This window comes from Bacteroides faecis MAJ27 (genome assembly GCF_900106755.1).
GTDB lineage: Bacteria > Bacteroidota > Bacteroidia > Bacteroidales > Bacteroidaceae > Bacteroides > Bacteroides faecis.
The window spans coordinates 164,014-179,667 of sequence record NZ_FNNN01000007.1 but is presented as its reverse complement, the minus strand read 5'-3'; the positions used below and the strand labels follow the sequence as shown (position 1 = coordinate 179,667).

Sequence of the window (15,654 nt, the reverse complement as noted above, 5' to 3'; positions counted from 1 at the left end):
AAATTTACTGTCTATGTCAAGATTCGAAATAAAAATGCCCAAGTTGGGCGAGAGTATAACCGAAGGGACTATTGTTTCTTGGTCTGTAAAAGTGGGGGATATCATTCAGGAAGACGATGTTCTCTTCGAAGTAAATACTGCAAAAGTCAGTGCGGAAATTCCTTCTCCGGTAGCCGGGAAAGTAGTGGAAATTCTATTTAAAGAAGGTGATACGGTTGCTGTTGGTACTGTGGTTGCTGTTGTGGATATGGGAGGAGAGGAAGATGATTCTTCTCAGGAGAATGTTAGTGATTCTCATGAAAAAGTATTTGCAGAGTCTGAGATTCAGAAGGGAAATCAGGAATCTATTGAGACAAAAGAGGAACGCTGGTATTCTCCTGTTGTCATTCAGTTGGCACGGGAAGCTAAAATTCCGAAAGAGGAACTGGATTCCATACAAGGTACAGGATACGAAGGGCGGTTGAGTAAGAAAGATATCAAAGATTATATTGATAGAAAGAAAAGAGGACTTTCCGGAACGCCGGAGCCTGCACCGTCTGTGCCCTCTGCATCGTCTCCAAAAACGGCATCACCGGTAGGCAGTGCACCTGCTGTATCTGCAAGTGTTGCACCTGTAACAACAGCACCCGTTGCTGTTGTATCATCCGCGGCGTCCAACATTCCGGGAGTGGAGGTGAAAGAAATGGACCGGGTTCGCCATATCATTGCAGATCATATGGTTATGTCAAAGAAAGTATCTCCGCACGTAACCAATGTTGTGGAGGTCGATGTTACTAAACTGGTTCGCTGGCGTGAAAAGAATAAAGATGCTTTCTTCCACCGCGAAGGAGTGAAGTTGACATATATGCCTGTAATAACAGAAGCTGTAGCAAAAGCACTGTCCACCTATCCTCAGGTAAATGTATCGGTCGACGGCTACAATATCCTGTTTAAGAAGCATATTAATGTGGGCATTGCTGTTTCTTTGAATGATGGTAACTTGATTGTTCCTGTGGTACATGATGCCGATCATTTGAATCTTAACGGATTGGCTGTTGCCATCGATTCATTGGCAATCAAAGCGCGTGACAACAAATTAATGCCTGAAGATATTGATGGAGGTACATTTACTATTACCAATTTCGGTACTTTTAAGAGCCTTTTCGGCACACCGATCATAAATCAGCCTCAGGTAGCTATCTTGGGAGTGGGATACATTGAGAAGAAACCGGCTGTCATAGAGACACCGGAAGGAGATACAATTGCCATCCGTCATAAAATGTACCTGTCTCTTTCTTACGATCACCGTGTGGTAGATGGTATGCTGGGGGGCAACTTCCTGCATTTTATCGCCGATTATCTGGAGAACTGGGAAGGTTGATACTTGATTATTTTATTCATTAAGAATTGCATTAACCATGAAAAAGAAATATGATATAAAGACAACAGATGTAGAAACCCTGAAAAAATGGTATCATCTGATGACACTAGGGCGTGCTTTGGACGAAAAGGCACCATCTTATCTGTTACAATCACTAGGCTGGTCTTACCATGCTCCTTATGCCGGGCATGATGGAATCCAGCTGGCTATTGGTCAGGTTTTCACACTTGGAGAGGACTTTCTGTTTCCTTATTACCGTGATATGCTGACTGTACTTTCTGCCGGAATGACAGCCGAAGAGGTCATATTGAACGGTATTTCAAAAGCGACTGATCCGGGTAGTGGCGGTCGCCATATGTCCAATCACTTTGCCAAACCGGAGTGGCATATTGAGAACATTTCTTCTGCTACCGGCACACATGACCTGCATGCAGCTGGTGTAGCGAGAGCAATGGTATATTATGGTCACAAAGGAGTGGCAATAACTTCACACGGCGAATCCGCCACTTCCGAAGGATTTGTTTACGAAGCTATTAATGGAGCCAGTCTGGAACGTCTTCCGGTGATCTTTGTTATTCAGGATAACGGATATGGCATTTCCGTACCTAAATCGGAACAAACTGCCAACCGTAAAGTTGCCGAAAACTTTTCCGGCTTTAAGAATTTGAAAATCATCTACTGCAACGGAAAAGATGTTTTTGATTCTATGAATGCTATGAGCGAAGCTCGTGAATATGCGATCAACACCCGTAATCCAGTGATAGTACAAGCCAATTGTGTTCGTATCGGTTCTCACTCCAATTCAGATAAACATACCTTATACAGGGATGAAGATGAACTGGAATATGTGAAAGAGGCAGATCCTTTGATGAAATTCCGACGGATGTTATTACGTTACAAACGTTTGACGGAAGAGGAATTGCAACAAATTGAAGTCGAGGCTAAAAAAGAACTGTCTGCTGCCAATCGTAAAGCGTTGGCAGCTCCTGATCCCGATCCTAAGAGTATTTATGACTTTGTGATGCCCGAACCTTATCAACCTCAGAAGTATAAAGAGGGGACTCATCAGGAAGAAGGGGAGAAAACTTTCCTTGTAAATGCTATTAATGAAACTTTAAAAGCTGAGTTCCGACATAATCCGGATACCTTTATTTGGGGACAGGACGTAGCAAACAGAGAAAAAGGGGGAGTTTTTAATGTGACCAAAGGGATGCAGCAGGAGTTCGGTGAAGCACGTGTGTTCAGTGCACCTATTGCCGAAGATTATATTGTAGGTACGGCCAACGGAATGAGTCGCTTCGACCCTAAAATTCACGTGGTGATAGAAGGGGCGGAATTTGCCGACTACTTCTGGCCTGCTGTAGAACAATATGTAGAGTGTACACATGAATATTGGCGCAGCAATGGTAAGTTTGCACCGAATATTACTTTGCGACTGGCTTCCGGAGGATATATCGGTGGTGGATTATATCATTCTCAAAATATAGAAGGTGCACTGACTACCTTGCCAGGTGCACGTATCGTTTGTCCTTCTTTTGCTGATGATGCAGCCGGACTGTTGCGTACCAGTATGCGTTCTAAAGGATTTACGCTGTTTTTGGAACCGAAGGCATTATATAATTCGGTAGAAGCAGCTGCCGTTGTTCCCGAGGATTTTGAAGTTCCTTTCGGAAAGGCACGTGTTCGCCGTGAAGGAACAGATTTGAGTATTATAACTTATGGTAATACTACTCATTTTTGTCTACATGCGGCTGAACGGCTGGAAAAAGAAGGAGGATGGAAAGTTGAAGTCATCGATATCCGTTCGTTGATGCCATTAGATAAAGAGGCGATTTTTGAATCAGTGAAGAAGACTAGCAAGGCATTGGTTGTTCACGAAGATAAAGTGTTTTCAGGCTTTGGGGCAGAGCTGGCAGCCATGATTGGTTCGGAAATGTTCCGGTATTTGGATGGTCCGGTACAACGTGTCGGTTCTACTTTCACTCCGGTTGGCTTTAATCCTATTCTGGAGAAAGAAATTTTGCCGGATGAAGCGAAAATATATGAAGCTGCCAAAAAGGTGCTGGAATATTAATCGAATAAAATGGAGGTATAGTTTATGAAAAAGATTGGTTTGTTTTATGCCACCAAAGCTGATAAGACTACTTGGGTGGCAGAGAAGATTCAGAAAGAATTTGGAAAAGATAAGCTAGAGGTTGTTGCTATAGAACAGGCGTGGCAGAATGATTTTACAGCATATGATTGTTTTATAGTAGGCGCTTCTACCTGGTTTGATGGGGAACTCCCAACCTATTGGGATGAACTCTTGCCGGAACTTAGGACGCTGAATCTAAAAGGGAAAAAAGTTGCCATCTTCGGATTGGGTGATCAGATACGTTATCCCGAAAACTTTGCAGATGGCATCGGACTGCTTGCCGAGGTATTTGAAGGAGATGGGGCCACATTGGTCGGTTTTACTTCTTCCGAAGGATATACTTTTGAACGTTCCCGGGCACTGCGCGGAGATCGGTGGTGTGGCTTGGTGGTAGATCTGGATAATCAGTCTGAGCAGGCGGAAAAGAGAATCAGGGAATGGTGTGAACAGGTAAAGAAGGAATTTGAATGATGTTGCCTGTGCTATGTGATTGAAAAAATAATAAGATAGCTGCGGTGATATCGCTATACTCCTTTTTTAGTATTGAGGGACATATTGCAAGAGATGCTGATCTCGTGCAGTATCAGATGAACATCTCTTGTGTGACAAGATGGGTATGTGGTACTGTACAAAATCAGCATCTCCTGTATTTTATAGTCTGAGACTGATAAAAATGTCTTAAAGATAAATTGCAAATAGCTAACCTTTGCAGACGAACTTAACCTCTGCCCAGCGATTTTTCTCCTTATAATGGACGAAAACCAGCCCATTTTTTTCTGCCTCTTCTCGGATAGCATGAATATCATCTATGTAGAACCCACTCATATAGAGTTCGGACCCCGGATGCATACAGGCAATGTAGTGTCTCATGTCGTTCAGCAGAATGTTCCGGTTAATGTTAGCGATAATCACATCAAAAGGACCTTTACCGACAAGTGATGAAGCATCTCCTTGCGAAACTGCAATTTCGTTTACACCGTTCAGTTCGATGTTTTCAATAGAGTTGCGTACACACCATTCATCAATATCGATGGCAGTACAGGGACGGGCACCTCTCATGCGTGCAAGTATGGCAAGGATCGAAGTTCCGCAACCCATGTCCAGCAGGGATTTGTCTTTTAGTTCGCTGTCCAGCAACTCTTCGATGATGAGGCTTGTCGTTTCATGATGTCCTGTGCCGAAAGCCATTTGCGGGTTTATTACAATATCATATTCTGCTTTCGGAACATCATGGTGGAATGTACTGTGAATTACACACCGGTCTCCGATAACAATCGGTTGGAAGAAATTCTTTTCCCATTCTTCATTCCAGTCCTTGTCTTCTGCCTCAGTGTAAGTATAGGTGATTTCTGTATCGGGCAGTGGAAAGTCTGCGATAGCATTTTTAATACTTGTTTCGTCACACAAGGATTGTTGAATATATGCGGTAAGTCCGCCTTCACATTCCATAAAACTCTCAAATCCGGCTTCACCAAGGACGGCTGCCAATACATCGTTCACCGTTTCGGTGCAGGGATGTGTACGGAATACAAATTCAAAGTATTTCATAATCTTTCTTTATTCTGAATAATGTGCAAAGATACTCAAAAAACGAATTATTAGCTAAGTAATTGTGTTAAGTATATGCTGCTATTGTTTTTTTGTATCTTTGTGTGAACGGTCGATAGGCAGAACCTGTTTGATAAAGAAACATGAACAAAAGAACATTCGTATTATTATTGGGCTTGGCTACGTATTTATTTACGGGTTTAGGGAATGCTGTCAATGCCCAATCCATTCATAAACTACCTCATTTATTATCTCTCTCAAATCGTAATCTGATTTATTCCACTACTTCCGTATGGAAAGATTCTATCTTGGCATTATGTGCGGAGGTAGAACAGGAAGCTTGGGAGTCAGAAGATTGGAATACTGCATTCCTGGCGGCACAGATAAAAGTCAATGCTACCTGTCTGAAAGGAGGAACAGGCGAGGCGATTGTTCAGGCGCAGGAGATGTATGAAAAGGCTAAACTGTTAAATTCATCACGGGGAAGAGCCTTGTCATTGCAGGCTATTGGGGATACTTATATGCATACAGGGCTTTATGCATTGGCAGTTGAGACGTTTCTGTCAGCCGAAGCAGAATTACAAAATAATAATGATGCCTTTATAAAGCTTCGCTTAGTTATTCAGCAGATTTATGCTTATTTGAAAATGAATGAGGTGGAGAAGGCAATGGAGTATCTGGATATAGCCGAGAGGCTTCTCCCTCAAAATTTAATAGGGAAAGAAGACTTTGAATTCTATATCCAGTCGTATCGCACACTAGGATATATTCAGGTTGGAAATAAAGAATTGGTTGAGAAATATTGGGAAAAGGCGACGAACTTGCAAAGAACAAATGAGTACTTGTCCGAATTATCACTGGATTTATATATCAGCTATTATCTTTTTCAGAAAAACTATACGAAGGCAGTTACTTTATATGATTCCCTGATTGTAGCTACAAAAGAAAGAGGGAATCTATATGAATATAAGAATGCTTTGCAGTCGAAAGGAGCTTTGTTGCATATTTTAGAAGACTTGCAACAGGCCGCTGTGCTTTATCATGAGGTGAAGGAGTTGAATCGCTCTTTAGAAACGGAACGTTTTGCAGAAGCTTTGGATTCCATACGTTCAACGTATATAGCCGATCGTATGAAATTGGAGAATGCGGAGGTATATGACGGGCTGTTGGCACGGATCATATGTTATACTCTCATTGTGCTTGTTATCATCGGAATATTAATTGTAGTGATTAAAAGAAATAATAAGGAATTAGACAAGTCACGCGTAAGATTGTCTGAAGCAAATGAGAGAGCTAAGCGGTCTATTTTATCTAAAAGTATGTTCCTCTCAAACATGACGCATGAAATCCGGACACCGTTGAATGCTATTGTCGGGTTTTCGGAAGTTCTTTCGTCTATGGGAGATGCAATTGATGATGAGACAAGGCAAATGTGTGGAGATAGTATCAGGCAAAATGCACAATTATTGCATAAACTAATCAATGATGTGATGGAATTGTCCGAACAAGAGGAGAACAATATGTCATTTAACTTAGAACGGCACGAAGTTGTAGCCTTATGTCAAAGAACCATAGAAACGATTGAAAAAGTAAAGCGGACTTCAGCAGAAATTGTATTTCATACATCGTTGAATGAATTGGTTTTAAAAACAGATAGTACCCGTTTGCAGCAAGTTCTGATTAATCTGTTGATTAATGCTACGAAATTTACTCCGAAGGGACCATTGCCCTTTTGCTTGATATCGATACCGAAAAGCAAGAGGCTGTCTTTACTGTGGAGGATACGGGGTGTGGTATTCCTTTGGATAAGCAGCCTGCTATCTTTTCTCGTTTTGAAAAGTTACATGAGGGAATTCAGGGTAGTGGAATCGGACTTTCTCTTTGTCGGTTTATTGTGGAACACCTGAAAGGGAAAATCTGGATTGATCCGAAATATACCTCCGGTGCAAGATTTGTATTTACACATCCGTTAGAAAATGATAGCCATGAGAATGAATAAAATAATATTATTGTTATCTTGGATGTTCCTTGGGGGGGTGGCGTATGTATACGCAGGTGATAGCAGTGCGAAAGAAATATTGATGCAAAAGTTGGAATCAACGGGACATGATACTTTACGATTGAAAACGTTATGCGAACTGGTTGATGTTTGCAAACCGGAACCAATCGTTAGAAAACAATATGTTGACGAACTATTGAAAGAAGCCGAGTCTCAAAAGGATAATCTTTATAAATGTCGTGCCTACCTATATCATATTTATATATGCTTCAATGAGAATAATCGGGAAGAACTTCGAAAGTGGCTTGATTTATTGGTGCCTTTAGCTAAGAAAGAAAAGTATTACGATTTAGTCTTTTTGGGAGAACAATGTGACATTGATTTATTAGTATTGAATGAGAGTTTTGAAGAGCTTGAAGACCGAGCTACGGATATGTTGCACGAAGCTCAGGCATTGAAGAATAATAAAGGCATTGTATTGGCATACCAAAGTATAGCACGAGCTTATCGTGTGACCGGTAGAGTGAAACAAGCTGGTGATATGCTGGAAAAGGCTTATGCTCAATCTCTGGAATTTAATGATTATACAATATCTGCTGATATAAATAATAGCCTGATAATGGTATATAAACTGCTTAAAGATTATCCCGGTCTGTTGAAATGCATACAGGAACGGGAGAGAATCATTCAGAATGAGATTCGCAGGCAACCGGATATGGAGCAAATGTTGCATCTTGATTTTTTTTATTTATATGTATCTTATGCCGAATATTATTTTGCAATGGGAGATTTGCCAAATGCAAAGAAGTATATTCAGTTGACCGATAAATATTATTCTGACAGATATTTTGTTAATAAATTGAGATACTACGAGATAAATAAAGCCTATTATGCGGCAACGGAGCAATGGGATGAGGCGATAGCCTGTGTGGATTCTCTTATTATCGGTTATCGAAAAGTTGACTATTCTTATTATAATAATGCATTACTCGATAAAGCTGATATTTTTCTGGATATGGAAGATTACGAACGTGCCTTGCCGCTGTATGAAAAGGCATTAAAGGCTAATGATTCAATTTCTGTTTCGATATACAACAAGCAGGTCAATTTTATTCGGAATACCCATGCTACAGAGAAAATCCAGTTGCAGACTTTACGTTTCCGTTATTATATAAGCATGTCCGTATTAATTTTGATGGCGGTGATCATTATTGTTTTATTAATTTTTTCCATTCTTAAATATCGTATCAACAGAGAACTGCGCAAGTCAGAAAGAAAAATGCGACGAATAGCCCAGGAAGTAGAAAAGGTAAATAAGGTAAAGGAATCATTTATTTCTAATATGAATAATGCGATACGGGAACCGTTGACGGAAGTTGTGGACTGCTCTCTGGCATTGGCTTCTGATAAAGAATTCACTGATGAGCAGAAGAACCGCGCCGCAGGTGTTATATCTAAAACGGCTACAGAATTATCTCAATTAATAAATGATATACTCGATCTATCCCGTTTAGAAGCAGGTATGATGAAGTTTCAGACAGCGGAGTTGTATTTTAATACTTATCTGGAAGAAGCTATCGGGACGGTTTCTGTTAATAAAGAGTTACAGATAAATAATAAATTGGAACAAGGTGTTAATTACTTGATTCGTTATGATGGAAACTGGTTGTTCAGACTTATGAAGACAGTGTTTATTCCAGTTGATGAGGTACCACGTGAGCCATTGAGAATTCTGATAGAAACGAATATGGTTAAGAATGAGATTATGGTTACTGTATATAATTCTATTTTTATCACCACTTCTCCTGTACAGAACATTGTGATTCAAAGTGAAATGAATCGTATGCTTGTGGAGCATTTCGGAGGAGCCTGGATTGTAAATGAGGAATATGTACAGTTTACTATTCCATTTGTTTGATAGACTGATTGCGGCAGTCTTGATATAACAAAATAATCTTTCCCCTTCATAAAAGTCGTGAAAATAGGGATTTCCCTATAATCGTTTGGGGAAAATCTCCCCTAAGTGGTAAATCTCTTCCTTATCTTTGTAATGTGAATAAGTTTAAGTAATTACATAAACCGAGATGATATGAAAAAGATTGTTTATTTCTTGCTAATTGCTTTATGCCTCCCTATAGGCTTGATGGCACAAAGCGTTGATGACGACCTTTATTTCGTACCTTCTAAAGACAAGCAGGAGAAGAAAGAAACGACTCCAGTGAAGAAGGAACCGAAAAAGCAACTCACGACCAACATCTATACATCACCGGGCACTACTGTTGTTGTTCAGGACCGTAAGGGAAACACACGGGATGTAGATGAATATAACCGTCGTTATGATGCAAAGGATAATGAATTCGTATTGGATAACGATACCTTATACATAAAAGAGAAAGATCAGCCGGATTTGGATGGAGAATGGGTAACTGGTGAATTCAATGGTACACAGGATGACTATGAATATGCCGAACGCATAATCCGTTTCCGTAATCCGCGTTTTGCTATCAGCATTAGCAGTCCTCTATATTGGGATGTAGTTTACGGACCTAATTCATGGGACTGGAATGTATATACTGATGGCATGTATGCTTATGCTTTCCCGACATTCAGTAATCCTCTTTGGTGGGATTGGCGTTACAACTCTTACGGTTGGGGATGGAACTATGGTTGGGGATGGAATCGTCCTTACTATGGCTGGGGATATTACCCGGGTTCATGGGGCGGCTGGTATGGTGGCTACTGGGGTGGCTACTGGGGTGGCTTCTATGGCGGCGGTGGCTATTGGGGACATCATCACCACTGGGGTGGTGGTCCTAGCTGGGGCTGGGGCGGTGGAGGCGGCAGCCATTGGGCTGGCAACTCATATACAAATCGTCGTTCTTATGCTCCTAACAGATCAATCTCTACCTCTCGTCGTTCAGATTATAACCGTTCACAGACTCGTAGAGCAACAAGTGTAACTTCGGGCAATCGTACCAGTACGACAGGACGGGTAGTTTCAAGAAGAGAGTCTGCCGTACGTTCAGGAGTAAGTACTCGCTCAGACGCATCTTCTTCAAGAAGGAGTACCTATACACGCCCAAGTAGTACTCGGAGTAGTTCTACCTATAATAGTACACGAGGAAGTAGCAGTACACGTAGTTCGTCTACATATTCTCCTTCTTCTTCATCGAGAAGAACTAGTTCTTCTACTTATAATAGAGGAAGTTCTACATCACCTTCACGTACTTATTCAGGAGGAAGCAGTACACGTAGTAGTTCTTCATCTACTCGTAGCTATACTCCTAGCAGTAGTAGCAGTTCTCGCTCAAGTGGTAGCTATTCATCAGGAAGTTCTTCTTCCCGTTCCAGTGGCGGTAGCTATTCTTCTGGTGGTAGTTCATCTCGTTCTAGTAGTGGAAGTAGCGGCGGTGGCGGGTCTTCCAGCAGAAGTAGCAGACGATAAAGTTGAGTAATATTCAAATGAATAATTTAAGATTATGAAAAAGATAATAACATTAGCATGTGCTCTATCTTGTATAATAGGTGCTAGTGCGCAATCTATATATGATGCTGCAAAGTTAGCTGAAAAGGATTTGAATGGTACTGCCCGTTTCGTAGGAATGGGCGGAGCAATGGGAGCCTTAGGAGGTGACATTACTACAATGGGGACAAATCCTGCCGGTATTGGTATATATAGAAGTAACGATGTGATGACTTCATTTAGTTTCTCTGCTTATGGTGCAGAAAGTAAATATGACAGAGAAACTTTTAATAATGATAAGAATCGGTGGTCGTTTGATAACATTGGCTTTGTTTTCTCTACCAAAGTTGGTAATGAAACTCCATTGCGTTATGTGAATTTTGGTTTCAATTACAAACGTTCGAAGTCATTGTATAAGAATATGTCAATGGCTGGATTTATGGGCGTATATGGTGATAGACCTGTATCACAGGCTAACTACATGGCGCAACAGGCTACTGACGCTGCAAAGTATGTTTGGGATTCATATAGAGAACCTCTGGACTATAGTAACAGAAATATCTATAGTGATAATGAAGCGGGATGGCTAGGAGCAATAGGATTTCAAGGTGGAATGATAGAGAAGGATAGTAAAGATGAAAATTTATATCATCCGTTAAATTATGGAGAACCTTATTCAGTTTTCAATTCTAGAGAACAAGGCGGAGTTGGAGAATATGATTTTAATATTGCTTTTAATATTAGTGATCGTGTTTATTTAGGTGTGACTGTCGGAGCCTATGACGTTAATTATAAAAAGTACTCAGGCTATGATGAATCGTATGATAATGATGAAGGTTATTTACTGGATAGCTATAGCAAGATCAAAGGATCGGGATTTGATATAAAGCTGGGAGCGATCATTCGTCCCTTTGAGAATTCTTCTTTCCGAGTTGGTTTTGCCGTACATACACCGACTTTTTATAAGTTGACTTATGCAACAAGTGCTCGTATGACTACTGATTACAAAGCGTCAACAGGTGATTGGGATCGTATAATCGTAGATACTTATGATTATGTAGGCGATATGGAACGGGATTACCGCTTGAATACTCCATGGACATTTAATGTAAATATGGGATATACAGTTGGAAATTCTTTAGCTTTGGGTGCAGAATATGAATATGAAGATTATTCTACAATGAAGTTTAAGTATCCCGGTAATGAAGGAGGAGGAGATATGGAATTTGAGACAGCTGAAGCTAAGAACTGTCTGAAAGGTACACATACATTCCGTTTAGGAGCCGAATATAAAGTAATTCCTCAATTTGCATTCCGTTTAGGATATAACTATACGTCATCAGCTTTTAAAGATGAGGCTGTGAAATATCTTCCTTCCAATTCTATTATGACTGATACTGATTTCTCTAATAAAATGTCACAGAATGTATTTACATTGGGTATAGGGTATAGGGGAAGTATATTTTATGCGGATTTAGCATATAAGTTTTCTGCATATAAAGAAGACTTCTATCCTTTCTTTAATGAATTTCAGGATGCTAAGTCTGGCGAATGGGCTTTAGTAACGCCACAGGCAACCAAAGTAACCAATACACGTAGTCAAGTACTGATGACTTTAGGTTTCCGCTTTTAATTAGAAACTGTTTTCAATTTCAATAATAACTTTTGTGTGTTAGAGTCCCTGGAATGCTGAGTGTCTACAGCGGTTCCAGGGATTTCTTTTTTTATTTTTTATTTGCTGACAAAACAGATTGTCGATGTTTCGTATATCGTAATATTCTCAGTGGATATAATTATTCTTTTTGTTTAAAGAAAAAAAACTACTTATTTTCTTGTTATTTAAAATAATTTCATATTTTTGTATTTGTAGTCAGAACCAAACTATGAAATATTGACGTCCTCTCTACACACAAACTTATTTTTATTAACCTTAAAAGAGCAGTATTATGTTTAAACCACTCAAATCAGTAAGTGTGCTGTTGCTCTTGTGTGCCATGCCGGCAGCAATTTCCTATGCAGCCTCTGACAATGGAGCAACAAGTGTGAATGTCACACAGCAAAACGGTACGTGTAAAGGTGTAGTAAAAGACAAAACAGGTGAAGCGGTTATCGGAGCTTCAGTTGTAGTCAAAGGTACTACAAATGGTGTAATTACCGATCTTGACGGTAATTTTGTTCTATCCAATGTTCCTGATGGGGCAGTTATTCAAATCTCTTATGTAGGTTATAGCCCCCAAGAAGTTAAATACACGGGCAAACCTTTAGACATTATCTTACAGGAAGATACGCAGACACTCGATGAAGTTGTAGTAACAGCTTTGGGTATTAAACGTCAGAAAAGGTCTCTCGGTTATTCTACTACGACAGTAGGAGGAAAAGACTTCACCGAAGCCCGTACTACTAACATTGGTAATGCCCTTTCCGGTAAGATTGCCGGTGTTTCCGTTTCCGGAAATGCAACCGGCCCGGGTGGTAGTAGCCGTGTCGTTATTCGTGGTAATGCTTCATTGACAGGAAACAACCAGCCACTCTATGTTATTGATGGCGTTCCGTTTGATAATACCAATATCGGTAGTGCCGGTCAGTGGGGCGGTAAAGATATGGGTGACGGTTTGTCAAGTATCAATCCGGATGATATTGCTGATATTCAGGTGCTGAAAGGTGCTGCTGCATCTGCGCTTTATGGATATCGCGGTGGTAACGGTGCTATCTTGATTACCACTAAATCGGGTCAGAAAGGGAAACCGGTTTCTGTTGAATTCAATAATAACCTGGCTTTTGATGTGATTTATGATTACCGTGATTTCCAGGATACCTACGGGCAAGGAACGCAGGGCAATCGCCCGCTTTCTGCGGATGTGGCAAAATCAACTGAAACATCCAGCTGGGGTGAAATAATGGATGGAGGAAAGGCTGTAAACTTCTTGGGCAAGGAATATGCTTATTCTCCTGTTGATAACTGGAAGAACTTTTATCGTACAGGGATTAACAATACGACAACCTTGGCTGTGAGCGGTGCTTCCGATAAGATATCCTATCGTTTTGGTGTTTCCAATATGGCGGTAAAGGGTATACTTCCTAATTCCAGTATCAGTCAGCAAGGTATCAATATGAATACGACTTATGACATTTCCTCGAAAGTTCATTTGATGGTGAATGCTAATTATGTATTTGACAAGAATAAAGGTCGTTCAAATTTGTCTGATGGTAACAGTAATACAAATGCCGCACTTCTTTATCATGCTAATTCTTTTGATATCCGTTGGTTGGAACGCGAAAATCCGGATTGTGACTGGGGTACCGGTGCTGACGGTAAAGAACTGTTAGGTGGTACAAACGGTTATTTCAATAACCCGTATTGGTTGCAGTATAGAGTTACCAATGAAACAAACCGTAATCGTCTGACTGGTGGTATGACTTTGAAGTATGATATCTTTGATTGGTTATACATCCAGGGTGCCGTAACACGTGACGGTTATAATCTGGAATATTCTGAAGTGAAGCCAATCGGTTCTGCTTCTCCGGAAGACCCGCGTGGTTATATAAAGGAATATACTCAGAACTTCTCTGAAATGAACCTGAACTATTTGATCGGATTCAATAAGACATTTGGCGACTGGAGTGTCGGTGCTACTTTTGGTGGAAACCGTCAGAGGAACATTACAAAGAAATATGGTCTGGACGATAAGGCATCTTCCTTCTTTGTTCCAGATTTCTATTCAAGCAGTAACACAGCGAAGCATCTGTACAAGAAGGAATATACAGAATACCGGGTAAATTCAATTTATGGTACCGCAGATCTTGGTTACAAGAATCAGGTTTTCTTGAACTTAACAGGACGTAATGACTGGTTCTCCACTCTGGACCCGGATAATAATCATTATTTCTATCCTTCTATTGGTATGTCATGGGTATTTAGCGATACATTCAAGACTCCCGACTGGTTTACTTTCGGAAAGATTCGGGCATCTTATGCTGCTGCATCTAACGGAACAAAAGCATATCAGAACCTTCTTACCTATAAAGTAGATAACTACCAGTCTAACGGACAGCCTGTGGTGACGATCAATAACTCTACCGTACCCAATAAAGGCTTGAAACCTGTTCAAATCTCCGAATGGGAAATTGGTTTGAATCTTTCTTTCCTGGACAACCGTTTATCATTGGATGCTGCTTATTATAAGAAGACAACCAAAGATGATATCGTACAGGTGACCACCAGTGGTGCTTCCGGATTTGAATCAGCTATTCAGAACGTTGGAGAAATCAGAAATAGTGGTGTGGAAGTGATGGTGAATGCTGTTCCTATTCATACGAAAGACTTCAACTGGAATTCTACATTCAATATAGCTTATAACAGCAGTGATGTAAAATACTTGGGAAAAGACGGAACGGGAGAAAACATAAAGAGACTGACACTTGATGGAGCTACCTCACGTTTAGGAAATGTTTCTGTTCAGAATATATTGGGACATCCTTATGGTGAATTAGTAGGTTATGAGTACAAGCGTACTCCGGACGGTCAAGTTATTTTTGAAAACGGTCTTCCCGTACATTCTGATGAAGTTCAGGTATTAGGAAACGGTGTTTATAAAGTAACCGGTGGATGGCGCAATGAATTTACTTACAAGAATATAACTCTTGCTTTCTTGATTGACTTCAAGGCAGGTGCTAAATTATTCTCCGGAACTAATTTGTCTCTCTATAGCAATGGTTTGCATAAGAATACTTTGCAGGGACGTGGCGCTGACGGTAAGGGAACAATGGTAGGCGATGGTGTAATGTCTGACGGTAAAGGCGGATATGTGAAGAATACTGTAGCTGTTTCTGCACAAGACTATTGGCAGGCTATTACCAATCAGAATATTGCTGAAGAGTTTGTTTATAATGCAAGTTTCATAAAACTGCGTGAACTTTCAATCGGATATACTTTGCCGCAGGCATGGTTGAATAAGCAGACACTTATAAAAGGTGTGACTCTTTCTTTAGTAGGTCGTAACCTTTGGACTATTTTGAAGCATACAGATAATATTGATCCGGAATCTGCTTATAATAACGGTAATGCTCAAGGTTTGGAATTGAACGGATATCCGGCTACGAGAAATGTGGGATTCAATGTAAATGTTAAGTTCTAACATCTTAAATACTGT

The 15,654-nt window shown here is 40.4% G+C and carries 9 protein-coding genes and 1 pseudogene; 9 read left to right on the top strand and 1 reads right to left on the bottom strand.

Annotation, left to right across the window (positions count from 1 at the left end; all coding sequences use genetic code 11):
* The first annotated feature begins 13 nt into the window (after positions 1-13).
* Genes BLW31_RS08570 through BLW31_RS08560 form a run of 3 tightly spaced genes read left to right on the top strand, consistent with a single transcriptional unit; the run spans position 14 to position 3,965 of the window.
* A complete protein-coding gene (locus tag BLW31_RS08570) occupies positions 14-1,360 on the top strand; it encodes a dihydrolipoamide acetyltransferase family protein (RefSeq protein WP_029425484.1) in 1,347 nt (448 codons plus the stop codon).
* A gap of 37 nt (positions 1,361-1,397) precedes the next feature.
* A complete protein-coding gene (locus BLW31_RS08565; protein ID WP_010537582.1) occupies positions 1,398-3,434 on the top strand; it encodes an alpha-ketoacid dehydrogenase subunit alpha/beta in 2,037 nt (678 codons plus the stop codon).
* Positions 3,435-3,458: 24 nt separating this feature from the next.
* Positions 3,459-3,965 carry a flavodoxin gene (locus BLW31_RS08560; protein ID WP_010537583.1) on the top strand — a complete coding sequence of 169 codons (507 nt, stop codon included), beginning with the start codon at positions 3,459-3,461 and terminating at the stop codon, positions 3,963-3,965.
* Positions 3,966-4,193: 228 nt separating this feature from the next.
* Here BLW31_RS08560 and prmA read toward each other — a convergent pair whose 3' ends face one another.
* The gene (gene prmA / locus BLW31_RS08555) at positions 4,194-5,042 is read right to left on the bottom strand and encodes a 50S ribosomal protein L11 methyltransferase (RefSeq protein WP_010537584.1); all 849 of its coding nucleotides are present in this window, start codon (positions 5,040-5,042) and stop codon (positions 4,194-4,196) included.
* 143 nt (positions 5,043-5,185) lie between these two features.
* Between prmA and BLW31_RS08550 the strand changes: the two are divergent.
* The 6 genes and pseudogenes from BLW31_RS08550 to BLW31_RS08525 all read left to right on the top strand — a co-directional run.
* Positions 5,186-6,544 (top strand): annotated as a pseudogene (locus BLW31_RS08550) (histidine kinase dimerization/phospho-acceptor domain-containing protein); the annotation flags it as partial.
* 272 nt (positions 6,545-6,816) lie between these two features.
* Positions 6,817-7,041 (top strand): sensor histidine kinase, encoded by a 225-nt coding sequence (locus BLW31_RS25050; protein WP_157998588.1) that lies wholly within the window; start codon positions 6,817-6,819, stop codon positions 7,039-7,041.
* The gene (locus BLW31_RS08540; protein WP_029425485.1) at positions 7,034-8,959 is read left to right on the top strand and encodes a histidine kinase dimerization/phospho-acceptor domain-containing protein; all 1,926 of its coding nucleotides are present in this window, start codon (positions 7,034-7,036) and stop codon (positions 8,957-8,959) included. The genes BLW31_RS25050 and BLW31_RS08540 overlap by 8 nt, the downstream gene beginning before the upstream one ends.
* 171 nt (positions 8,960-9,130) lie before the next feature.
* A complete protein-coding gene (locus BLW31_RS08535; protein ID WP_010537588.1) occupies positions 9,131-10,486 on the top strand; it encodes a hypothetical protein in 1,356 nt (451 codons plus the stop codon).
* A gap of 34 nt (positions 10,487-10,520) precedes the next feature.
* Entirely contained in the window at positions 10,521-12,137 is a 1,617-nt protein-coding gene (locus tag BLW31_RS08530) for an OmpP1/FadL family transporter (protein ID WP_010537589.1), read from the top strand.
* A 313-nt stretch (positions 12,138-12,450) separates the two neighbouring features.
* The gene (locus BLW31_RS08525; RefSeq protein ID WP_010537590.1) at positions 12,451-15,639 is read left to right on the top strand and encodes a SusC/RagA family TonB-linked outer membrane protein; all 3,189 of its coding nucleotides are present in this window, start codon (positions 12,451-12,453) and stop codon (positions 15,637-15,639) included.
* Positions 15,640-15,654: the final 15 nt, after the last annotated feature.